At 68.3% G+C, this 19176-nt stretch carries 26 protein-coding genes; 15 read left to right on the top strand and 11 right to left on the bottom strand.

Annotation, left to right across the window (positions count from 1 at the left end; genetic code table 11):
• Nucleotides 1-32: 32 nt before the first annotated feature.
• The gene (locus OCL97_RS13625) at nt 33-794 is read right to left on the bottom strand and encodes a PIG-L deacetylase family protein (protein ID WP_377370509.1); all 762 of its coding nucleotides are present in this window, start codon (nt 792-794) and stop codon (nt 33-35) included.
• 108 nt (nt 795-902) lie between these two features.
• Between OCL97_RS13625 and OCL97_RS13630 the strand changes: the two genes are divergently transcribed.
• Nucleotides 903-2096, top strand: coding sequence for a M48 family metalloprotease (locus OCL97_RS13630; protein WP_377370510.1), 1194 nt, complete (start codon nt 903-905; stop codon nt 2094-2096).
• A gap of 65 nt (nt 2097-2161) precedes the next feature.
• Nucleotides 2162-3259 carry a 2OG-Fe(II) oxygenase gene (locus OCL97_RS13635; protein WP_377370511.1) on the top strand — a complete coding sequence of 366 codons (1098 nt, stop codon included), beginning with the start codon at nt 2162-2164 and terminating at the stop codon, nt 3257-3259.
• On the opposite strand, the gene OCL97_RS13640 is transcribed toward OCL97_RS13635, so the two are convergent.
• The gene (locus OCL97_RS13640) at nt 3246-4367 is read right to left on the bottom strand and encodes a beta-ketoacyl-ACP synthase III (RefSeq protein ID WP_377370512.1); all 1122 of its coding nucleotides are present in this window, start codon (nt 4365-4367) and stop codon (nt 3246-3248) included. The genes OCL97_RS13635 and OCL97_RS13640 overlap by 14 nt on opposite strands.
• 222 nt (nt 4368-4589) lie before the next feature.
• Here OCL97_RS13640 and OCL97_RS13645 point away from each other — a divergent pair, with 222 nt between their 5' ends.
• The 9 genes from OCL97_RS13645 (at nt 4590) to OCL97_RS13685 (ending at nt 9100) form a co-directional block, all read left to right on the top strand.
• Nucleotides 4590-5126, top strand: coding sequence for a porin family protein (locus tag OCL97_RS13645; RefSeq protein WP_305337141.1), 537 nt, complete (start codon nt 4590-4592; stop codon nt 5124-5126).
• 89 nt (nt 5127-5215) lie between these two features.
• Nucleotides 5216-5650, top strand: a complete 435-nt coding sequence (locus OCL97_RS13650; RefSeq protein WP_377370513.1) for a glycine zipper domain-containing protein — start codon at nt 5216-5218, stop codon at nt 5648-5650.
• Nucleotides 5651-5828: 178 nt separating this feature from the next.
• Nucleotides 5829-6125: an HU family DNA-binding protein gene (locus OCL97_RS13655; RefSeq protein WP_304776681.1), complete on the top strand. Its 297-nt coding sequence runs from the start codon at nt 5829-5831 to the stop codon at nt 6123-6125.
• A 197-nt stretch (nt 6126-6322) separates the two neighbouring features.
• On the top strand, nt 6323-6502 hold the full coding sequence (locus OCL97_RS13660) for a hypothetical protein (RefSeq protein WP_377370514.1): 180 nt from the start codon (nt 6323-6325) through the stop codon (nt 6500-6502).
• A 130-nt stretch (nt 6503-6632) separates the two neighbouring features.
• Nucleotides 6633-6902: a response regulator gene (locus OCL97_RS13665; RefSeq protein WP_377370533.1), complete on the top strand. Its 270-nt coding sequence runs from the start codon at nt 6633-6635 to the stop codon at nt 6900-6902.
• A gap of 68 nt (nt 6903-6970) precedes the next feature.
• The gene (locus OCL97_RS13670) at nt 6971-7357 is read left to right on the top strand and encodes a hypothetical protein (protein WP_377370515.1); all 387 of its coding nucleotides are present in this window, start codon (nt 6971-6973) and stop codon (nt 7355-7357) included.
• A complete protein-coding gene (locus tag OCL97_RS13675) occupies nt 7357-8286 on the top strand; it encodes a sterol desaturase family protein (protein WP_377370516.1) in 930 nt (309 codons plus the stop codon). Before OCL97_RS13670 ends, OCL97_RS13675 begins: the two co-directional genes overlap by 1 nt.
• Before the next feature lie 62 nt (nt 8287-8348).
• Nucleotides 8349-8528, top strand: a complete 180-nt coding sequence (locus tag OCL97_RS13680) for a hypothetical protein (RefSeq protein ID WP_377370517.1) — start codon at nt 8349-8351, stop codon at nt 8526-8528.
• 116 nt (nt 8529-8644) lie between these two features.
• On the top strand, nt 8645-9100 hold the full coding sequence (locus OCL97_RS13685) for a hypothetical protein (protein WP_377370518.1): 456 nt from the start codon (nt 8645-8647) through the stop codon (nt 9098-9100).
• 7 nt (nt 9101-9107) lie between these two features.
• Here the strand turns inward: OCL97_RS13685 and OCL97_RS13690 are convergent, their stop codons facing one another.
• The 3 genes from OCL97_RS13690 to OCL97_RS13700 are packed head-to-tail and all read right to left on the bottom strand — an operon-like array spanning nt 9108 to nt 11231.
• Nucleotides 9108-10073: an NUDIX hydrolase gene (locus OCL97_RS13690; RefSeq protein WP_304776698.1), complete on the bottom strand. Its 966-nt coding sequence runs from the start codon at nt 10071-10073 to the stop codon at nt 9108-9110.
• Between the two features lies 1 nt (nt 10074).
• Nucleotides 10075-10584, bottom strand: coding sequence for a tyrosine phosphatase family protein (locus OCL97_RS13695; RefSeq protein ID WP_377370519.1), 510 nt, complete (start codon nt 10582-10584; stop codon nt 10075-10077).
• A gap of 2 nt (nt 10585-10586) precedes the next feature.
• A complete protein-coding gene (locus tag OCL97_RS13700; protein ID WP_377370520.1) occupies nt 10587-11231 on the bottom strand; it encodes a YfbR-like 5'-deoxynucleotidase in 645 nt (214 codons plus the stop codon).
• A 109-nt stretch (nt 11232-11340) separates the two neighbouring features.
• On the opposite strand from OCL97_RS13700, the gene OCL97_RS13705 reads away from it, so the two are divergent.
• On the top strand, nt 11341-12153 hold the full coding sequence (locus tag OCL97_RS13705) for a universal stress protein (RefSeq protein ID WP_305337132.1): 813 nt from the start codon (nt 11341-11343) through the stop codon (nt 12151-12153).
• A gap of 17 nt (nt 12154-12170) precedes the next feature.
• On the top strand, nt 12171-12542 hold the full coding sequence (locus tag OCL97_RS13710; RefSeq protein WP_304776707.1) for a hypothetical protein: 372 nt from the start codon (nt 12171-12173) through the stop codon (nt 12540-12542).
• Nucleotides 12543-12557: 15 nt separating this feature from the next.
• Here the strand turns inward: OCL97_RS13710 and OCL97_RS13715 are convergent, their stop codons facing one another.
• The 6 genes from OCL97_RS13715 to OCL97_RS13740 all read right to left on the bottom strand — a co-directional run bounded on the left by OCL97_RS13715 (nt 12558) and on the right by OCL97_RS13740 (nt 17816).
• Nucleotides 12558-13334, bottom strand: a complete 777-nt coding sequence (locus tag OCL97_RS13715) for a hypothetical protein (RefSeq protein WP_377370521.1) — start codon at nt 13332-13334, stop codon at nt 12558-12560.
• Nucleotides 13335-13412: 78 nt separating this feature from the next.
• Entirely contained in the window at nt 13413-14288 is an 876-nt protein-coding gene (locus OCL97_RS13720; protein ID WP_304698282.1) for an AAA family ATPase, read from the bottom strand.
• A gap of 135 nt (nt 14289-14423) precedes the next feature.
• On the bottom strand, nt 14424-14753 hold the full coding sequence (locus OCL97_RS13725; protein ID WP_305337131.1) for a hypothetical protein: 330 nt from the start codon (nt 14751-14753) through the stop codon (nt 14424-14426).
• An 84-nt stretch (nt 14754-14837) separates the two neighbouring features.
• Nucleotides 14838-15566 (bottom strand): SDR family NAD(P)-dependent oxidoreductase, encoded by a 729-nt coding sequence (locus OCL97_RS13730; RefSeq protein WP_377370522.1) that lies wholly within the window; start codon nt 15564-15566, stop codon nt 14838-14840.
• A gap of 1 nt (nt 15567) precedes the next feature.
• The gene (locus OCL97_RS13735) at nt 15568-16029 is read right to left on the bottom strand and encodes a DUF3429 domain-containing protein (protein WP_377370523.1); all 462 of its coding nucleotides are present in this window, start codon (nt 16027-16029) and stop codon (nt 15568-15570) included.
• Nucleotides 16026-17816, bottom strand: coding sequence for a tetratricopeptide repeat protein (locus OCL97_RS13740; protein WP_377370524.1), 1791 nt, complete (start codon nt 17814-17816; stop codon nt 16026-16028). The genes OCL97_RS13735 and OCL97_RS13740 overlap by 4 nt, the downstream gene beginning before the upstream one ends.
• Before the next feature lie 242 nt (nt 17817-18058).
• Between OCL97_RS13740 and flbT the strand changes: the two genes are divergently transcribed.
• Together flbT and flaF are read left to right on the top strand one after the other, a co-directional pair.
• Complete coding sequence (flbT, locus tag OCL97_RS13745; RefSeq protein WP_304776721.1) at nt 18059-18481, top strand: flagellar biosynthesis repressor FlbT; 423 nt, start codon at nt 18059-18061, stop codon at nt 18479-18481.
• A complete protein-coding gene (gene flaF, locus OCL97_RS13750) occupies nt 18447-18812 on the top strand; it encodes a flagellar biosynthesis regulator FlaF (RefSeq protein ID WP_377370525.1) in 366 nt (121 codons plus the stop codon). Before flbT ends, flaF begins: the two co-directional genes overlap by 35 nt.
• Nucleotides 18813-19176 lie beyond the last annotated feature (364 nt).

The following is a 19176-nucleotide window of genomic DNA, read 5'->3' on the forward strand; positions in this document are numbered from 1 at the left end:
ACGCACGCCCGACAATGGGCCTGACCCTTTTGTCAGGCGCCCGGGACCAGGACCAGGGACTCTCCGAGCAGCTCCTGCAGCAGCGCCGTCCGCGGATAGGGATGGTGCCGGTACTGGCGGAACCCCTCGGCCAGGGCCACGCCGAAATCGCGGCCCCGCCTGCGGGTCCAGGCCTCCATCGAAGCCTGGTGATCGCTGATGTCGTGCTGCTTGGAGACCCAGCTGTCCTGGCTCTTGTGGGCCGCGAGCATGGCCTGCTTGGTGGCGAAGTGGCTGCCCACGTCGACGCCGAAATCGGGGATCACCTTCACCCCCTCGCGGTCGCGGCCGCCGATGGGGTCCATGAAATAGAGGTGCGGGATGCCTGCGAGGATGGGCGCGTCGCCGGTCCTGTAGTTGGGGACTGAGGCGGCGAAACAGGCGTCGCGGACCAGCACGCTCACCGCCTCGTGGTCGGGGTGGTAGTCGGCCGGTGAGGCCGTCAGCACGATGTCCGGCGCGGCCCAGCGGATCATCTCGGTCACCCGACGCCGGCAGGGATCGTCGTTGAAGACGCAGAGGTCGGGGATGTCCGCGCAGCGATAGGCCGCCCCGATCAGCCCGGCCGCCGTGGCGGCCTCGGCCTTGCGGATCCGGGCGGTCTCGGCGGGCTCGGTCTCGTTGGAGCCGCAGTCCCCCGCCGTCACCGTGACGATCTTCAGGTCATGCCCACGGGCGGCCAGGACCGCCATCGTGCCTGCGGCCAAGGTCTCGATGTCATCGGGATGAGCGTGGATGGCGAGGATCGTGGTCATGGCGCACTTATCTCCCGACATCCGCCGCGCGGAAAGCCTGGACAAAAATCACCTGACAAGCCCGGGGTTATCTGGCTTTTTCCACCCCATATTCGGGAGGGTAGGGGCATGGCCCAATTCGATGCGGCCGCGGCGACGCAGGCCTATCTCGCCACATTGCCGCCGGAGGCCCACGCCAAGGCCACGGCCTATACGCAGGGCGGGCACTGGGTGCTGCTGTGGGCCGCCGTGGTGGCGGTGGTGGTCGCCTGGCTGGTGCTGAAGTCCGGCGTCCTGGTGAAGGTCCGCAACGGCGTGGAGGCCGGAAGGAGCCGCCCCTGGCTGGCGGTGGTCGCGGTCGTCGTCGTCGACATGGTGATCGAGGGCCTGCTGACCCTGCCCTGGGCGGCCTATGAGGACTGGTGGCGGCAGAAGTCCTACGGCCTCACCGACCAGGCCTTCGGCGGCTGGGCCGGCGAGACCCTGCTCATGCTGGCGATCTCCCTGGTCATGACCGTGGCCCTGGCATCCGGCGTCTACGCCTTGATGCGCAAGGCCCCCAAGACCTGGTGGGCCTGGGGCGGCGGCCTGGTGGCCGTGGCCTTCATGGTGATCATGGTGGTGTCCCCGGTGTTCATCGAGCCGCTGTTCAACACCTACACGCCCGCGCCTCCCGGTCCGGTTCGCGACACGGTGGTGACGATGGCCAACGCCAACGGCGTGCCCTCCGACAAGATCTATGTCTATGACGGCTCCAAGCAGTCCAACCGCTACACCGCCAATGTCTCGGGACTGTTCGGCACCGCCCGGATCGCCATGAGCGACACGATGTTCAAGCAGGGCGCCGACCTCGCCGAGGTTAAGGGCGTGGTGGGGCACGAGATGGGCCACTACGTCCACATGCACTCCATCTGGCTGGCCTCGGCCTTCGGCGCCCTTGCCCTGGTGCTGTTCTTCCTGGTGGACCGGTTGTTCGCGCCGGTCGCGCGGCTGCTGGGCGCCAGGGACATCAGCGGGGTTTCCGACCCCGCCGGCCTGCCGGTGGTCTGGATCATCATGGCCGTGCTGGGCCTGCTGGCGACGCCCATCACCTCGTCCCTGATCCGGGTGGCCGAGACCGACGCCGACCGGTTCTCGCTGGAACGCTTCAACGAGCCGGACGGACTGGCCAAGGCCCTGGTAAAGACGATCGAATATCGCGCCGCCACCCCGTCGAAGCTGGAGGAGGTGCTGTTCTACGACCATCCTTCCGTCGGCAGCCGTGTCCGCATGGCGATGGACTGGAAGGCCGCCCATCCCCCCAAGAGTGAGCCGATCTACTGACCCAGCGCATCCTTTCCTACGACGAGGCCAGCCGCGCGGCGCTGGCTGGCGACACCGAGGCCCAGATGGCCCTGGCCGAGGCCCTGGACAGCCAGGGCCAGGGCAAGGCCGCCCTCGACTGGATGGTCCGCGCCGCCCAGGGCGGCTGGATGCCGGCGGTCTCACGGCTGGGACTGTGGCAGTTGGTGGGGCATATCACCCCCCAGGCCCCGGCGCTTGGCGTCGGCCGCATCATCCAGGCCGCCCAGGCCGGCGATCCCTTCGGCCTGCACCTTGCCGCCATCGTCGATTCCGGCGCCATCGGCACGCCGCGCAATATCGGCCGCGCCCTCTATTGGCTGGCCCGCGCCGCGGCGCTTGGGGACGGCCGCGCCGCCTGCCAGCTTGGCCTGCTTTGCGGTGACGAGCCCTTGGCCCACGCCGCCCTGTCGGCCGCCGCCATCACCGGCTTCGAGCCGGCCATCGCCGCCCTGGGCGCCCGGGGCGTCGTGCCCGCGCCCACCGACTGGGACGCCGTGGCTGCGGCCGCCGACCTTTCCGATTTCGCCGCGCCGGTCAGTCGCGTGGTGGAGAGCGAGAGCCCGCGCATCCTGTCGGTCCCCGGCCTGCTGCCGCTCTGGATGTGCGACTACGCCATGGCTCTGGCCGAGCCGGCCCTGGGCCGCGCCCTGGTGCTCACCGACGACGGGTCTGAACAGGAGCGTGGCGAGCGCTCCAACCGGGTCATGCACTTTGGCCTGGTGGACTCAGACGTCGTCCTGGAGCTGATGAACCTGCGCATCAGCCAGGCCGCCGAGATGCCGCCGGAGAACGCCGAGGGGCTGGGCGTGCTGCACTACGCGCCCGGCGAACGCTACCGGCCGCACATGGACTACATTCCCGACACGCCGGAGAACGCGCGCCAACTGGCGGTGATGGGACAGCGGGTCCGCACCCTGCTGGTCTATCTCAACGACGGCTATGAGGGCGGGGCGACCCTGTTCCCGCGCCTGGAGGCGGCTTTCCGGCCGGCGCCTGGCGGGGCGCTGATCTTCGACAGCGTCACCGACGAGGGCGAGATGGACCCCCGCACCCTGCACGAGGGCTCCCCCACCACCTCCGGCGAGAAGTGGATCATCTCCAAGTGGTTCCGGACCAAGGCCCTGCGGCCTACCGCTTCCTGACGAAGACCGTGCCGGCGGAGTAGCCCGCGCCGAAGGAGCAGATCAGGCCGGTCTCGCCGGCCTTGAAATCCTCATTGGCGCTGTGGAAGGCGATGATCGAACCGGCCGACGAGGTGTTGGCGTAGGTGTCGAGGATAATGACGTTCTCGCCCGGTGCGGGATCGCGGCCCAGCACCCGCTTGCCGATCATGACGTTCATGTTGATGTTGGCCTGGTGCAGCCACAGGCGCTTCAGCCCCGTGGGATCCACCCCCAGGTCGCCGGCGTGCTGGACGATCATTTCGGAGACCATCGGCACCACCTCGCGGAACACCTTGCGGCCCTCCTGGACGAAGAGTTTGTCCGCCGCCCCGACGCCCTCGGGCGCCGCGCGGTTCAGGAAGCCGAAGTTGTTGCGGATATTGTTGGAGAACTCGGTCTTCAGCCGGGTGCCCAGGATTTCCCAGCCCTGACCGGGCTTGGCGAGGTCTTCCCGTTCGACGATCACGGCGGTGGCCACGTCGCCGAAGATGAAGTGGCTGTCGCGGTCGCGGAAGTTCAGGTGGCCCGAGGTGATCTCCGGATTGACCACCAGCACCGCTCGGGCCGAGCCCGTGGCGATGTAGTCGGCTGCCGTCTTGATGCCGAAGGTGGCCGAGGAGCAGGCGACGTTCATGTCGAAGCCGAAGCCCTCGATGCCCAGGGCCTGCTGGATCTCGATGGCCATGGCCGGATAGGCGCGCTGCATGTTCGAGGCCGCGCAGATCACCGCGTCGATCTGGCTGGCGTCCTTGCCCCAGCGCGCGATGGCGTCGCGGGCCGCGGCCACGCCGATCTCGGCCATCACGGAAAGCTCGTCGTTGGAGCGCTCGGGGATGGAGGGCGTCATCACGGCCGGGTCGATGACGCCGGCCTTGTCCACCACGAACCGCGACTTGATTCCCGAGGCCTTCTCGATGAACTCGACGGAGGAGGGGGTCAGGGCCTCCACCTCGCCGGCCTCGATGGCCGCGGCGTGCTCGGTGTTGAAGTTGGCGACGTAGGTATTGAAGGCCTCCACCAGCTCGGCGTTCGAGACGCTCTGAGGCGGGGTGTAGAGGCCGGTGGCCGCGATCACGGCTGAGTGCAAGGCGTCGTCTCCCGGTACGCGCGTTCGGCGAACCGGCCAACGCATTTGAGGGCACACTGATAGCACGTCGAGCCTGTTCGTCAGCCGTCTTGTGTCTTCGCCGTCACAGACGAGGCCCGCCACATTGTTTCCGCCGAATGTCGAGGAACCGACCTAGGTCCGCCGTGTTTGGGGTCGACTTGGGCGCGGCTGGGGAGCTGAACCAACGAGTTGGAGTAACCTATGAAGTCTCTCATCACCCTGGCGGCCGCGGCCGCCATGACCCTCGCCGTCCCCGCCATCGCCTCGGCCCAGTCGCTCTCTCCCACCACCGTCTACGGCTCGCTTGGCTATGCGAACGCCAACATCGACGACGTGAACCTGGGCGCGGTCCAGGGCCGCGTCGGCGCCCGCTTTGGCCAATACCTCGGTGTCGAGGGTGAACTGGCCGCCGGCGTCAAGGAAGACAGCGTCAATGTCGCCGGGACCTCGGTGGACGTGAAGCTGCAGCACCAGGCCGCCATCTACGGCGTGGGCTACCTGCCAGTCTCGCCCCAGGCCGACCTCTTCGCCCGCGTCGGCTACGGCACGTCCAAGATCAAGGCGTCCGCGGCCGGGGCCTCGGCGGCCGATGACGGCGAGAGCTGGAACTACGGCGTCGGGGGCCAGTACTTCCTGGACGACAAGAACGGTGTCCGCCTCGACTACACCCGCCATGACTTCAAGGACGCCAGCGAGAACGCCGACGTCTGGGCCATCGGCTACACGCGCAAGTTCTAGGTTCGGAACCTTGGCCGGGCCGACATCGTTGATGTCGCGCCCGGCTCCCCGCCCTTGGGGGCCTGATCCCCTATCCGAAGAGAAAAATCATGGCCGACCCGATGACCTCCTCCGCCAACGGAACCACGGCTAACGCTACAGCCGCCAATCTGGCGGACGCCACCGCCGCCCTCGATCCGGTCGCCGCCTCGGCCAGGAACGCCAAGGTCAGCGCCGCCGACTCCCTCAACGAGGCCGCCGACGCCGTTGGCAAGGCGCCCGCCGCCCTCAACGAAGCCGCCCACAGCCTGCTGAGCGCCGCCCGCACCTTGCTGGAAGGCAAGACCGAGGTGGTCGTCGCCAAGGGCCAGGAGGTCTATGGCAAGGTGAAGGAACGCGCCGTCGAACGCTTCGGCGACACCGACGTCCTGGTGCGTGAGAAGCCCTATGTGGCCCTCGGCATCGCGGCCGCCGCCGGCTTCCTGCTGGGTCACCTGATCAGCTCAGGTCGCAGCCAGGTGGTGTACCTGCGCGACGACCGCTGACGTCCTGGAGGGGTTCATACGCCTCTCCTCCGCGACGAATGCGCGCTATTTTGCCCAAAAACGGGGTCTCTAGGCCCCGTTTCCCTTGCGTCAAGGTCGCCATAGCCTGCGAATCTGCGCAAACCCTTGCCTCCCTTGCGTCGATACGCGAGGCGCAACAAAGACAACCGGAGGTCACATGACCCAATCTGAATTTATCGAACAGGTCGCCACTGCCGCCGGGACCACTCAGGCCGAAGTCGGCCGCGTGCTGGAAGCCATGGTCGCCACCGTCTCGGGCGCTCTGACCGGCGGCGGCGATGTCCGTCTGTCGGGTCTCGGCGTGTTCGACGTCGGCGCCCGCGCCGCCCGTGAAGGCCGCAACCCCTCCACCGGCGAAGCGATCAAGATCCCGGCCTCCAAGGCCGTGCGCTTCCGCGCCGCCAAGGGCCTCAAGGACGCCGTCAACGGCGTCGCGCCCGCCAAGAAGAAGTAAGTCCCGCGCGGGTCACCCGCGCGACCGATTGCAGGCAGGGCCGTCCCCATGGGGCGGCCCTGTTCTGTTTCCGCCGCCTGTCACGGGCAAGGCCAGGTGAACCTGAACGCCAGCCAACGGGCCGCTTCCATGCCCGTTCAGGCGGGCAGGCGCTTCATGCCGGCCATCGCGGCGAAAGCCGCAACAGAGGTGACGCCATGCTGACCGAGGTCCCCGACACCACCCCCGCCGAAGCTCTTGAGCCAAGCGCCGAGATCATCACCTACGCCCAGTTCCTCAGCGCCAAGGCGCGCCGCGACCTGGACCGGATCGCGGCGGGCGAAACCGCGCCGCATGGCTATCCGTGGGCCCATCTGTTCGAACCGCCTGCGGACTGATCGCAAAAGGCGGGACCTCCGCCAATCCTGCAAGTTGCTCCACCATGTCGCCCTTGGTGCTCTTGGTTGAAGACGAAATCCTGGTCCGGCTCACGGTCGCTGTTGGGTTAGAGGAGGCGGGTTCACGGTCATCGAGGCCGATGACGCCGAGCAGGCCCTGGAACTTCTCAGCAATCACGATGACATCTGCGCGGTGTTCACCGATGTGGACATGCCCGGCTCCATGGACGGGATCGACCTGGCGCAGCTCGTCCACACCCGTTGGCCGGACGTCCGCATCCTGGTGACAACGGGGGGCGCGGACCTCTCGGGCGGCCTGCCCGACGGCCGCGAGTTCGTGGCCAAGCCGTGTCACGCCGAGCAGATCGTCAGCTATCTGCGGCGCGCCCTGGCGGCTTAGCTTGCGGCGTCCGCCCCTCTTGACGCTGGTCCGCCCACGGCGGACTTTCCCGTCAGGGAGAACACGCCTTGGACAAACAATTCGCGATCCAGTTCGCTGGATCCTTCGCGGCGGTGGCCCTCCTGGTGGCCCTGGCCGCCTGGGCCAAGATCGCCAAGCCGATGTCGCCGCTCAGCGAGGCCCGCGCCCGGGCCCTGTTCGCCGATGAGTTCCCGGGCAGGGCCCTCGACGCTCTCTGGGTCACCAATGACGGTCGCGGCGCCCTGGCCCGCTCCGGCGCCTCGGCCCTGGTGCTCTGCGAGGTGGGCGACGGCTACGCCGCCCGCCACATCCCCTGGGCCCAGGCCGTGGCCGCCAGCTTCCGCGACGGGGTGTTGAAGCTCGACCTGAAGGACGTCTCGGCGCCCAGGGCTCGCCTGGCCTTTGACTCCTGGCCTCCCGCGGGCGCGGCGTGATGGATCCGCTCAAGGCGCCCTTCGACCCGGTCACCCTGGCGGTCCCTTTCTTCGTCCTGACCATCATTCTCGAGATCGCGCTCACCCGCTTCAAGGCGGTGAAGAGCCACTACGAGACCAAGGACACCATGGCCTCGCTGGGCATGGGCCTGGGGAGCAATGTGGCGGGCCTGCTCACCGGCGGCGCGGCCGTGGCCGCCACGGTCTGGGTCTGGCAGCACCGGGTCTTCGACATCCCCATGACCGCCATCTGGGCCTGGGTGGCGATCTTCTTCCTGGAGGACCTGACCTACTACTGGTTCCACCGCCTCAGCCATGAGCGGCGGTTCTGGTGGGCGGCCCACGTCAATCACCACTCGTCCCAGCACTACAACCTGTCCACCGCCCTGCGTCAGACCTGGACCGGCGGCCTGGCCGGCACCTGGGCGCTCTGGCTGCCCCTGGCCTTCCTGGGCTTCCCGCCCGCCATGTTGGCGATCCAGAAGGGGATCAGCCTCGTCTACCAGTTCTGGATTCACACGGAGGCCATCGGCCGGATGCCGAAATGGTTCGAGGCGGTGTTCAACACGCCCTCGCACCACCGGGTCCACCACGCCCGCAATCCCCGCTACCTCGACAGCAACTACGCCGGCATCCTGATCATCTGGGACAGGCTGTTTGGCACCTTCCAGCCGGAGCTGGACGAGGAGACGCCGCGTTACGGCATCGTCAAGAACCTCAGCAGCTTCAATATCTTGCGCGTCGCGTTTCATGAATGGGCTGGAATCGCCAGGGACCTGGCAGGGTCGCGCTCCCTTCGTGAGGTCGCGGGCTACCTGTTCGGGCCCCCCGGCTGGAGCCCCGATGGCTCCCGCGACACCTCGGCCACCCTGAAGGCCCGGTGGGCCGCCGACCAGGCCAAGCCCAACTCCCCCGACGTCGCCGCCTAGGCTCGAGGCAGCCCGTTCGCGCCAAGCGGGAACCTTCGCCATGGCGTCCCCGTTGATGGTGCATGGAGCTTCACCCAAGCGACAAGATCGTGCTCATCGACGACGATCCGATGGTGCGCCTGCTGCAGGTCCTGGCGGAATTCGCCGAGGAGCGCCGGCTCGGCGAGACTCCGGACCGCCAGTACGCCCGCTGCGCCTTCCCCGGCTCGCGCTTCTCCTCGATTTTCGACCCGCGCCACTGACCCCCGCGGACCCCCGCCCGCGCGCGCGCCGATTCGGCCTCCGCGCCGGACAGGCGTATCCTTTCCCGTGGGCGGAGGCCGCGTTCGGCGCGCCTTCGCCAAACGGGGGGTGCGTGATGAGCATGAGAGTTCCGATCCTGTCGGCCCTTGCGGCGAGCGCCTTCCTGGCGGCTGGTCCGCCGGCCTCGGCCCAGCCGGTGACCCAACACGTGGAGGACGCCAGGCTCCACTACCTGCGCAAGGACCATCTTTGCGAGCTGCGTCTGGGGGGCTTCATTGGGCTCACCAAGCCCGAGAACAATCCGACCCAGGCCGACCTCGACCTGATGCGCGAAATCTACGCGGTCGCCGACCGCATCATCTATGACGCCGAGATCCTGGCCAAACAGGTGGGGCCGGAGGCGGACAAACGCGTCATCGACGAACTGCTGCCGGGCTGGTACGCGGCCCTGAAACACGGTGACGGCCAGCCCGACAAGGCCGCTATCCTGCGCGCCGACCTGACGCCGGGCCTGCGGGACTGCGTCGAACACGCCCAGACCCTGCCCAAGCCGCCCGCGTCCTGGTATTAGCGGCTGCCTAGTCGCGCAGCAGCAGCGGCAGGCTGAGGCCCGAGACTGGCCGCGCGCCCAGGATCTCACGGCGGAAGCGGAACAATTCGGCGGGCCGCCCGCCCGTGTCGGTATCCATCCGGCCCAGTCCTTCCACCATGTCGGCGCGCTCCAGCGCCCGGCGGAAGTTCTGCTTGTGGAGCGGCACGCCGGCGATGGCCTCCACCGCCCTTTGCAGGAAGGACAGGGTGAAGGCCTCGGGCATCAGTTCGAACACCACCGGCCGATACTTCAGCTTCCCCCGCAGGCGCGACAGGGCCGTCGCCAGGATCCGCCTGTGGTCGGAGAACATCGGCTCGCCCATGGCCGCCGCCAGGGCGGGGGAGGGCGCCCCTTCGCCCCGGTCGCGGGCGGCTTCCGGCGCCAGGCCCGCCTCATAGAGAAGTTCGTAGCGCTCCAGCACCCGCTCCTCGTTCCAGGGCGCGTCGTCCAGGGCGAACAGCAGGCGGGCGGCCGAGCGGCGGCGGCTGGCCTCCGGGCCCGGCGCCGCGCCCGCCCACTGCCGCAGGGCGGGTTCGAGGGCCGACAGGGCGGCGGGGCGGCCCTCGCGCCAGTCCTCATAGGGGAAGAACCGGCTCCAGTCGGCCCAGGTGGTGTCGGGGGCGTGGGTGTCCACCGCCTGGGGGGTCAGGGCGAGATAGCCAACCGAGATCACCCGCGCGGCCCCTGTCCCGACGCCCATGTCGGCCAGGGGCGCGTCACGGCCCTTGTCGCCGAAGGTGTAGAGCTGTTCGACATAGCCGAGATCGAACCGGGTCTGGGCCGTCACGAAGGCGCGCAGGGCCAGCTCGAAGGTCCGGTGGCCGTCAGGGTCAAAGGGGCCGAAGGGCAGGCCGGCATGCTGCCCCCGGGGCCGGACCGTCAGCACCACGGCCTGGCCGTCGCGGATGGCCACCACCACCGCCGACAGCCCGATGATCACCGCGCGATCCATCCTAGTGCCGGGCCGGGAAATCGAAGGGCTGGGCGCGCTGGTAGTCGTAGTCGCCCATCGCCGCCACGGCGTCGGCCATCCGGCCCCGCCGGCCCATGATGTCGTCGGCGAGCGCGATGATCCGGCGGTTGGGGGAAGCGTGGCCGGCGGCGCGGCGCATGACCAGCGCGATCGCCCGCTCATCGGCCTCGGGGTTGCGTTCGCAGGCCAGGACGAAGGCGCTGGCGGTGGACCGGCTGATGCCGGCCCAGCAGTGGATCAGCATGGGGGCGTCCCCCTTCCAACGGCTTCCGAAGGCCAGCAGGTCATGGACCAGCTGCTCGTCGGGCGGGATCATGCCCTCCATGGGCTCGGCGATGTCGTTGACCCCCAGGCGCAGATGGTTGGCGGCCTCGATCCCCGCCGGCGTGGCGATCATGCTGGCCGGATCCAGCAGGGTCACCATGTGCGAAGGCCGTCGCGCCTTGATCACGGCGGGAACCTCGGCCAGCCCGCAGATGATGAAGGGCACGCTCACTCCGTATCGAACGCGGCTGGGCCGACGGAGAAGCCAGCCGCCTCCGACAGCACCTGGTATCGCTGCACGTAGCGGAGCTGGGCCTGGGCGGCCGACAACGGCTCGATGTGCAGGTCGTAGCCCTCCGGCGGCGGGTCGAAGAACTCAACGGATTCGTCGAACCCGAAACCGGCCAGCTGGGTCGCTTCGAAGAAGGCGCAGGCCCGGTCGGCCCGCTTGATCAGCTTCTTCACGCTCAGCGGGACCTTGGCCGGCAAGCCGAAGCGCGTGTGGATCGCATGCTCCAGCCGTTCCTCAAACAGCTTGTAGTCGTAGCCGAGCGCCGCCTTGAACGGGCTGATCATGTCCCCGATGACGTATTCCGAGGCGTCGTGCAGCAGGGCCGCCAGCCGCCAGCGCGGTTCCAGATCGGGCTGGATGTGGGCGCAGATCTCCTCCACCACCACAGAGTGCTGGGCCACGGAAAAGGCGTGCTCGCCGATCGTCTGGCCGTTCCAGCGCGCGACGCGGGCCAGTCCGTGGGCGATGTCCTCGATCTCGATATCCATCGGCGAGGGGTCAAGCAGGTCCAATCGCCGACCCGAAAGCATCCGTTGCCACGCCCGGGGTTCTTTGGCGGTCTTATGCAGCCCTTTCCTCACCGACGCGTTCCTCTCACACTCAAGCTCGTGACCTGAACCAGGACTTGAGAAAGATCAATGTGCTGGTCCATCGTCGTCACCACTGTGCACCAACGTGAAGGGGAAACACATGAGCTGGGCTAGAATCATGACGCCGCTGTCCGGCGGCGAGGGCGACAAGGCCGCCGTAAAGGCCGCCGCCCTGCTGGCCGAACCGTTCGGCGCCGAGCTTGCCTGTGTCTACACCCCCGCCGATGTCGCCGATGTGATGCCCTGGATGGGCGAGGGCTTTCTGGGCGGGGTTCAGTCCACCGCCCTGGAATCCCTGAAGGAGGCCGCGGCCGCCGGCGAGATCAAGGCCCGCGCCGCCGTGGACGCCTGCGCCTATGCCAAGGCCGAGTTCATCTCCCTGCAGACCCCGGTCTGGGCGGGGCTCTCCGCCGAGAGCCGCCTTTCCGACGTGGTGGTCTTCACCAATGATCCGCCGCGCGGGCGTGGCCCCCTGGCCGAGGCCTTCCAGCAGATGGTGGCCGACGAGCAGCGCCCGGTGCTGATCGCGCGCGAGGGCTTCAAGACCGGCGGCGTCATCGCCGTGGCCTGGGATGGCGGCAAGGAAGCCTCCCGCGCCGCGCGCCTAGCCATGCCGCTTTTGGAAAAGGCCTCCCGCGTGGTGATCCTCGCCGCGCCCAAAGCCAGCTCCCGCAGCTTTGATCCCGCGCGTCTGCAGGCCTATTTCGCCGCCCGCAACGTCGTGGCCGATGTCGATATCCTGCCGGACTCCGGCGACGCCGCCCCGCTGCTGCTCTACGCCACCAAGAAGGCCGGCGCCGACATCCTGGTGGCCGGCGCCTTCGGGCACCCGCGCCTGCAGGAGTTCATCTTCGGCGGCACGACCCGTTCGCTGCTGGCGGCCGACCAGCCGTCCCTGTTCCTTTCCCACTAGACCGAAAGCGTACCGTCATGAGCCTCTCGCGCATCGTCATGCGGCTTGCCCGCAATCCGGGCACCGAGTTTGCGGGAGGCGACGACCACCGTGGCTACTCGCTGACCGCGCCGCTCACCTCCGACGGCCACATCGACGAAGCGGCCTACGCCAAGGCCAAGGCGCAGTGCACCGTGCGCCGCTTCACGCCCGATGAGGAGGCCACCGACGGTCGCCTGGCCAAGCGTGGCGCCCGCTGGTTCTTCGACTATGAGGCCGACGACACCGCCGACGACGAGCCGGTCCACCGCCTGGGCGACCATCGGTTCGCCGTGGGCGAATATGTCACCGTCGCCGACGAGGACGGCCGGCCCCTGACCTACAAGGTCGTGGAAGTCCAGCCGGCCTAGAGCGGTTCTGGGCGATCAGGTCCCGCCATTGCGGCGGACCAGGGTCTTGACGTCGTCGTACATGTCGTCGTGCCGGCTGTTGGCGGTCGACTTCACCACCGCGACGACGATCGGGCCCTTCTTTGGGCCAGACGCCTCATAGCCCAGGTACTTGTACCCGCCGGTGAGGTCGTCGCCGGCGTAGATGAAGGTGGCGCGCAGGCCGCGCTTCTCCCGCGACAACGCCTCGCCGCGCATGCGGACGTCCCGGTACATCTTGATCGTGGCCGTCGAGCTGTCGCCGTCGGCCTTGATGTGGATCGGGCCGACCTGGACGTTGGCCTTGTCGCCCTCGGCCTTGATGTGCAGGCCCGGCAGGTCGACCTGGGTGTGTTCCTCGCCGGTCTCGGTGTCGACCTTGGCCTGAATCCTGGGGCGACCCTCAACGGCCTCGTCGACCGCGGGGTCGATGGCCGCGTCGATCTTGGCGTCCGCCCGGGCCTCGGCCACGACGCGCGCGGCTTCGGCGGCCGTGTCGGCGCCGGAGGCGACAGGCGAGCCGCCAAGGGTCTTGAGTTCAGCCTCGAGCGTGGCCAGCGTCGCCACGGCGTCGCCCTTCACCGGCATGCGGGTCAGGGTGATCTCCGCGCCGTCGCTCTCGCGATAGACGCAGCTCTGCCCATCGGAGGCGGCGCTGACCCGGGTCAGGCTGCCTTCGGTCGGGGGGCATTCCAGCTTGGCCTTCAGGGTGGCGGGCCTCTGGCAGGCGGTGAGCGCCAGGGCCGAGGCGGCCAGCAACAGCAGGGTCTTCATAAGAAAAAGGGCTCCGATCCCGTTCGTATCAACGGTGACCGGAGCCCTCGATCAGGTCGAGTGAATTCGTCGTAAGCGTTATTGACCGGGACGCGAGCCCGCGCCTTCGCGGCGGGCCAGGAAGGCCAGGCGTTCAAACAGGTGCACGTCCTGCTCGTTCTTCAGCAGGGCGCCGTGCAGCGGCGGGATCAGCTTGGTGGGATCCTTCTCGGCCAGAGACGCGGCGTCGATGTCCTCGACCATCAGCAGCTTCAGCCAGTCCAGCAGTTCCGAGGTGGAGGGCTTCTTCTTCAGGCCCGGCACCTTGCGCATGTCGTAGAAGATGCGCAGCGCCTCGGCGACCAGCTTCTGCTTGATGCCGGGATAGTGGACTTCAACGATCTCGTTCATCGTCTCGGCTTCCGGGAAGCGGATGTAGTGGAAGAAGCAGCGGCGCAGGAAGGCGTCCGGCAGTTCCTTCTCGTTGTTGGAGGTGATGATCACGATCGGGCGGACCTCGGCCTTGATCGTCTCATTGGTCTCGTAGACGTAGAACTCCATCCGATCGAGCTCCTGCAACAGGTCGTTCGGGAACTCGATGTCGGCCTTGTCGATCTCGTCGATCAGGAGGACCGGGCGCTTGTCGGCGGTGAACGCCTCCCAGAGCTTGCCCTTCTTGATGTAGTTCTTCACGTCCTTGACGCGCTCGTCGCCGAGCTGGCTGTCGCGCAGGCGGGTGACGGCGTCGTATTCGTACAGGCCCTGGTGCGCCTTGGTGGTGGACTTGATGTGCCAGGTGATCATCTCGGCGCCCAGCGCCTTGGCGATTTCAAAGGCCAGGACGGTCTTGCCGGTCCCCGGCTCGCCCTTGATCAGCAGCGGACGCTCAAGCGCGATGGCGGCGTTGACGGCCACCTTGAGGTCTTCGGTGGCGACGTAATTGTCGGTGCCTTCAAAACGCTGACGCTCGCTCATAATAGGGCTCTCCAGGGGCGGGCGTAAAAAGACGCTCGCGCTCGAACAAATGTTTCAACCTGGACCCAACCTAAAGGCACAGCCGCGACATTCAAGCGGCATGAACGTCGCGCCAGGACCTAAGTTGAGGAACGCCTAGTCCTCACGCCGCGTCACCGAAACCGGATCAGAGGCCGGGAAGCTCTCCTTCAGACCTTCGTCGAGCCGCTTGTCGAGGTCGGCGTCGGACTCGCCAGCGTGCACGACGAAGGGCCCCTCGACATCGTCCGGGCCCGGCTCGTCGTCATTGTCGGCCAACAGCTCATCGTCGCCGTCATCCTCTGGCTCGTGGGTGACGTCGAGCACCTCGGGCAGCTCCTCGAAGGTGCGCATCTCTCCGACCTGCTCGCGATCGTCCAGAATCGTTTCGTCCAGGGCCTCGGCCTGGTCCTGGCCGTCGGCTTCGTTCTCGAACTCGCCGGGCATGTGTGAACTCCTGAATACGAGGCCCGCGGAGCGGCGCCGGTCAGGAGGTAACCCACGGCCCGCCAGCCTGTTCCTCTGTCGCCATCACCAGGGAATGGACGTTCCGTCCCAGGCGAAGAAGCCGCCGGTGTCCTCAGGCCTCAGCCTGTCCAGGACCTCCAGCAGGTTCTGCGCCGAGCGCTGTGGGGACGAGAGGCGGTCCGGGGCCACGCCGCCCTGGAAAGGCGCGCTCAGGGTGGTGTCGACCGTGCCGGGGTGCAGGGCGACGCACAGGCCCAGTGGCCGGGTGCGCCGGTGTTCGATCGCCAGGGTGTGGATCAGCATGTTCAGGGCGGCCTTGGAGGCGCGATAGCCATACCAACCGCCCAGGCGATTGTCCCCGATGCTGCCCACACGGGCGGAGAGCGCGGCGAAGACGCTCGGCCTGTCTCGCGGCGTGAGGGGCAGGAAGTGCTTGGCCGCCAGCGCCGGCCCCGCCGCATTGGTGGCGAACAGCGCGGTGAGGGCGGCGAGGTCGAGCGAACGCATGGTCTTCTCGGGCGCCAGACCAGGTCCATGTAGCTGCCCCGTGGCCACCAGGACGCGGCTGGGAACGCCAAGGCTGGCCGCATGCGCCGCCGCGCGGACCAGGCTGTCTTCGTCCAGGATGTCGGCTGCGATCCACGCCTGGCGTGCGGTGTCGACCCAGCCCTCGGGCCGCTTGCGCGAGACCGACAGCACGAGATCATGGGCGGGGCTGTCGCTCAGGCGTTGCGCGAGCGCGCGGCCAATCCCGCCGGAGCCGCCGATGACGATCGCCAGGCTGGAGGCCATCTCAGCCCCTCAGCAAGGCCGCCCCGGCGACCAGGCCGACCACGGCCCCGGCGGTCAGCAGGATCCGCAGGGACGGATACCAGGACGGCAGGCCCGGGCTGCGAAGATCCCACACCAGATGCACGCTCAGGGCCGCGGCCAGGCCCGCCAGCTTGGCGGTCTGCGCCGACGGCGGAAGCATCAGCAGGGCGAGGCCCACGAGAGTCGGGATCATGGCCAGGGTGACGACGGCGCCTCGGGGCCGGTCTTCGATGACCGCCATGCCCCATCGCGCGCCGCCGAGGAAGGAGAGGATGAGGCCGCCGTACAGCGCCAGCCCGGTCGCCGCCAGCCCAGAGAGGTGCGGCGCGAGCCGGCCGACCAGAGGGGGCGCCAGGAACGGCGCGAGCCCCAACACCCCATAGATCAGCACGAGGGGCGGGATCGCCGCGGGCGTCCGGCCAGTGTCCGGCGGCGCGATCATGACCCCTGGAACCGCGCCAGAGCCTCGGCCACCTCGTCCATCACCGCCTCCCATTGCCGGAAGCCCGGCGGCAGGAAGACCCGCATCTGCGGATACCAGGGATAGCGGTCGGTCCCGACCCTTGGCCAGGCGCCGGGCGTGGAGATCAGCCAGCAGGGCGCGCCGCAGGCGGCGGCGATATTGGAGGTGGCGTTGGCGAACCCCAGGGTGAGGTCCAGGGCGCAGGTGAGGGCGGCCAGATCGTCGAGATCCTGCTTCAGGTCGATGCCGGGCGGCGTCCAGATCTCGACTCCCAGCTCCCGCCGGGCGTGTTCGATCTCTTCGCTGCAGTCGCCGTACTGCAGGTTGACGAAACAGACGCCGGGGGTGCGGAGGATCGGCGCCCACTGCTCGAAGGGCGAGAAGAAGCGGTGGCGGCCCGCGCTGGCGATGGCGCTCTTCCACAGCAGGCCGACCTTCATGCCGGCTGGTGCGGTCGCTAGCACCTCCCGCCAGTGGGCCACCCGGTCCGGATCGGCGATCAGGAACCGCTCGCGCTGCGGGAAGTCGGCCACCGAGCGGCGGAACTGGCGCAGCAGCGAGCCCATGGGGACCGACAGGTCCACGCTGTCCAGGCGACCCGCCATGAACGGAACCGTCCGCATGGCGCGGCCTTCGTGGCTGAAGGTGGTGTGGCTCCCGACTTCGGCGGTGGGGAAGGAGCGCTGGAACAGCGGGATCAGGCGCCGCTCGACCGCCAGGGTCAGCCGCCCCTCAGGCCCCAGGGACTCTATGACATCGGGCAGCAGGTTGGCGAACAGGATCTCGTCCCCCAGGCCCTGCTCGCCGATCACCAGCAGCGACTTGCCGGCCAGCGCCTCGCCGGGCCGCCAGGACGGGCGGTCGGTGATGAACTGGGTGGAGTCGGCGAACTGCGGATGCAGGCGCGCCTCGTAGTCGTCCCAGCCCTCGCCGATGCGGCCCAGGTTGATGAGGATGGTGGAGCGCGACAGACGCATCATCTGTCGCTCGGACTCCAGGGTCGTCTGGCGCAGCGCCGTCTCGCAGTCGACCAGGGACGCGGCGATCTCGCCCATCGCCATCCGCATGTTGCCGCGGTTGTAGCGCGCCTTGGCGAAGCCCGCGTCCTGGCGCAACGCCTCCTCGAAGAAGACCAGCGCGTTCACCGGATCACCCTGCTCGGACATCACGGTGCCCAGGGTGTTCCAGACAATGGGATGGGCGGGATCCTTGGTCAGGGCGCCCTTGAGCACCTCGATCGCCTCGTCGAACCGGCCCTGGCTGCGCAGGGCGCAGGCCAGGTTGTTGGCCCCCTCGGGGTGGTCGGGGAAGCGGGCCAGGAAGTGCCGGAACAACTGCTCGGCCACCGTGAGCTGCCCCAGGCGGTAGGCCAGGCGGCCCAGGTTGTTCGCCAGTTCGGCATGGTCGGGGAGGAGGGCGAGCGCCGCCTCGTAACAGGTGATGGAGCCCTTGAAGTCGCCGGCCATCTCGCGCGCGATCGCCAGCATGTACCATGCGAAGCCACTGCGCTCGTCCTGCTCCAGCGCCTTCAGCGCCCACTCCGCGCCGCGCTCATGGTCCTGCTTGCGCAGGGCGTTGACGGCGCTCTGCAGTAGCGGCTGGATCGCCAGGGTCTTCAGTTCGCCAATGGCGGCGTTCAGCTTCTTCAGCGCGGTGCGGTCGCCGCCCGACCCCATGGCCTCGGCCGCCAGCCGGATCGGCGTGGGCGCGGTCCGCGATTCCAGCGCCAGGGGCGAGGTGGCGGTAGGCTTGGCCGAACGCGGCATGAACCGGGGTCCTCGTGAGTCGTCTGGGCGAGTATGCCGCCAATACAGGTGGTCATGGTTAACCCCGAGCTAACCATGGGGCGGCCTGAGACTCTCAGCACATACGCCGCAGGTCGTCGCAAGGCGTCGTTAACTAACGTCCGGTTATGCGTCGTATGTACCGGAACGAAGCTTTCGCCCGGGACAGGCCAAGTCAGGAATTCGCGCCGTCTCGGCGCAGGTTATTTTGGGGGAATTGGGTCGTGCCGCTGAAATTGTCGCTGAAACCCGGCGAGAAGTTCGTGCTGAACGGCGCAGTCGTCCAGAATGGCGACCGCCGTGGCGTCCTGATCCTCCAGAACAAGGCCTCGGTCCTTCGCGAGAAGGACATCATGCAGCAAGAAGAGGTCAACACACCGGCACGCCGGATCTACTTCCCGGTGATGATGATGTACCTCGATGAGACCGGCGCCGCCCGCTACTACGACGAGTTCGTTCACCGCTTGACCGAATTCATGGGCGTGATCCGGAACCCCGCCGTGCTCTCGGAGTGCGTGGCGATCTCAAAGCACTGCATGGAAAAGGAATACTACAAGGCGCTGATGCTCTGCCGGAAGCTCATCGAGTACGAAGATCAGAGGTTGGGGACGAATGTCGCTTCGAGCGTACCAGCAGACCGCGGCTAGGGCCGAAACCTCCCGCGAGACGGAGTATCGTCTCTTCGGCCAGGTGACGCGCGCCCTCATGGAGGCGGCCAAGCTCGATCCCTCGGATCTGAGCGGCCGCGCCGATGCGCTCGACTGGAATCGCCGCATGTGGTCGGCCTTCGCCACCGACTGCGGCGCGCCGGAAAACGCCCTGCCGGAGTCCCTGCGCGCCTCGATCATCTCGCTGGCCATCTGGGTCGGCAAACACACCAGCATGGCGATCCGCGGCCAGGAGGACATCCAGGACCTGATCGACATCAATCGCATGATCATGCAGGGCCTGAGCGGCGGCGCGGCCGAGGCCGCCTGAGCCGCTAGCGAATCAGCCGAATCAATCTGAAATCGCGGTGCGTGGTCGGCTTCCGGGCCGGGGCGCGGGCCGATTTTGCTGAAGCTTCACCGTAAATCTGCGGCCTGCGCTCTAAGGTCGCGGGGCCCCGTCCGCGCGGCGTCGCGTACCCGCGATCTCCCGCGTCGCCGGCGCCGAACGGTGCTCCGGACGCCGCCGTCCTGGCGAACTCCGAGCTCGACTAGCGCGGCCCCACTCGTGCGACAGGGCAGGGCGATCGGCGTGTGCGGGACGCCGCAACCCCAAGCCTGGCAACGGGTGCTGATTGTGTCGGCGACGCGGCGGGAAAGTGACGGCCCCCTGGGGAACCCCCAGGCGAACGGGC

This window comes from Phenylobacterium ferrooxidans, assembly GCF_042714595.1.
Lineage (GTDB): Bacteria > Pseudomonadota > Alphaproteobacteria > Caulobacterales > Caulobacteraceae > Phenylobacterium > Phenylobacterium ferrooxidans.

Excerpts from the sequence above, each read along its gene's own strand:
- OCL97_RS13625 (WP_377370509.1), bottom strand. The coding sequence starts at position 794 with ATGACCACGATCCTCGCCATCCACGCTCATCCCGATGACATCGAGACC.
- OCL97_RS13630 (WP_377370510.1), top strand. The coding sequence starts at position 903 with ATGGCCCAATTCGATGCGGCCGCGGCGACGCAGGCCTATCTCGCCACA.
- OCL97_RS13635 (WP_377370511.1), top strand. The coding sequence starts at position 2,162 with ATGGCCCTGGCCGAGGCCCTGGACAGCCAGGGCCAGGGCAAGGCCGCC.
- OCL97_RS13645 (WP_305337141.1), top strand. The coding sequence starts at position 4,590 with ATGAAGTCTCTCATCACCCTGGCGGCCGCGGCCGCCATGACCCTCGCC.
- OCL97_RS13650 (WP_377370513.1), top strand. The coding sequence starts at position 5,216 with ATGGCCGACCCGATGACCTCCTCCGCCAACGGAACCACGGCTAACGCT.
- OCL97_RS13655 (WP_304776681.1), top strand. The coding sequence starts at position 5,829 with ATGACCCAATCTGAATTTATCGAACAGGTCGCCACTGCCGCCGGGACC.
- OCL97_RS13660 (WP_377370514.1), top strand. The coding sequence starts at position 6,323 with ATGCTGACCGAGGTCCCCGACACCACCCCCGCCGAAGCTCTTGAGCCA.
- OCL97_RS13675 (WP_377370516.1), top strand. The coding sequence starts at position 7,357 with ATGGATCCGCTCAAGGCGCCCTTCGACCCGGTCACCCTGGCGGTCCCT.
- OCL97_RS13680 (WP_377370517.1), top strand. The coding sequence starts at position 8,349 with ATGGAGCTTCACCCAAGCGACAAGATCGTGCTCATCGACGACGATCCG.
- OCL97_RS13685 (WP_377370518.1), top strand. The coding sequence starts at position 8,645 with ATGAGCATGAGAGTTCCGATCCTGTCGGCCCTTGCGGCGAGCGCCTTC.
- OCL97_RS13690 (WP_304776698.1), bottom strand. The coding sequence starts at position 10,073 with ATGGATCGCGCGGTGATCATCGGGCTGTCGGCGGTGGTGGTGGCCATC.
- OCL97_RS13705 (WP_305337132.1), top strand. The coding sequence starts at position 11,341 with ATGAGCTGGGCTAGAATCATGACGCCGCTGTCCGGCGGCGAGGGCGAC.
- OCL97_RS13710 (WP_304776707.1), top strand. The coding sequence starts at position 12,171 with ATGAGCCTCTCGCGCATCGTCATGCGGCTTGCCCGCAATCCGGGCACC.
- OCL97_RS13715 (WP_377370521.1), bottom strand. The coding sequence starts at position 13,334 with ATGAAGACCCTGCTGTTGCTGGCCGCCTCGGCCCTGGCGCTCACCGCC.
- OCL97_RS13720 (WP_304698282.1), bottom strand. The coding sequence starts at position 14,288 with ATGAGCGAGCGTCAGCGTTTTGAAGGCACCGACAATTACGTCGCCACC.
- OCL97_RS13725 (WP_305337131.1), bottom strand. The coding sequence starts at position 14,753 with ATGCCCGGCGAGTTCGAGAACGAAGCCGACGGCCAGGACCAGGCCGAG.
- OCL97_RS13730 (WP_377370522.1), bottom strand. The coding sequence starts at position 15,566 with ATGGCCTCCAGCCTGGCGATCGTCATCGGCGGCTCCGGCGGGATTGGC.
- OCL97_RS13735 (WP_377370523.1), bottom strand. The coding sequence starts at position 16,029 with ATGATCGCGCCGCCGGACACTGGCCGGACGCCCGCGGCGATCCCGCCC.
- OCL97_RS13740 (WP_377370524.1), bottom strand. The coding sequence starts at position 17,816 with ATGCCGCGTTCGGCCAAGCCTACCGCCACCTCGCCCCTGGCGCTGGAA.
- flaF (WP_377370525.1), top strand. The coding sequence starts at position 18,447 with ATGTCGCTTCGAGCGTACCAGCAGACCGCGGCTAGGGCCGAAACCTCC.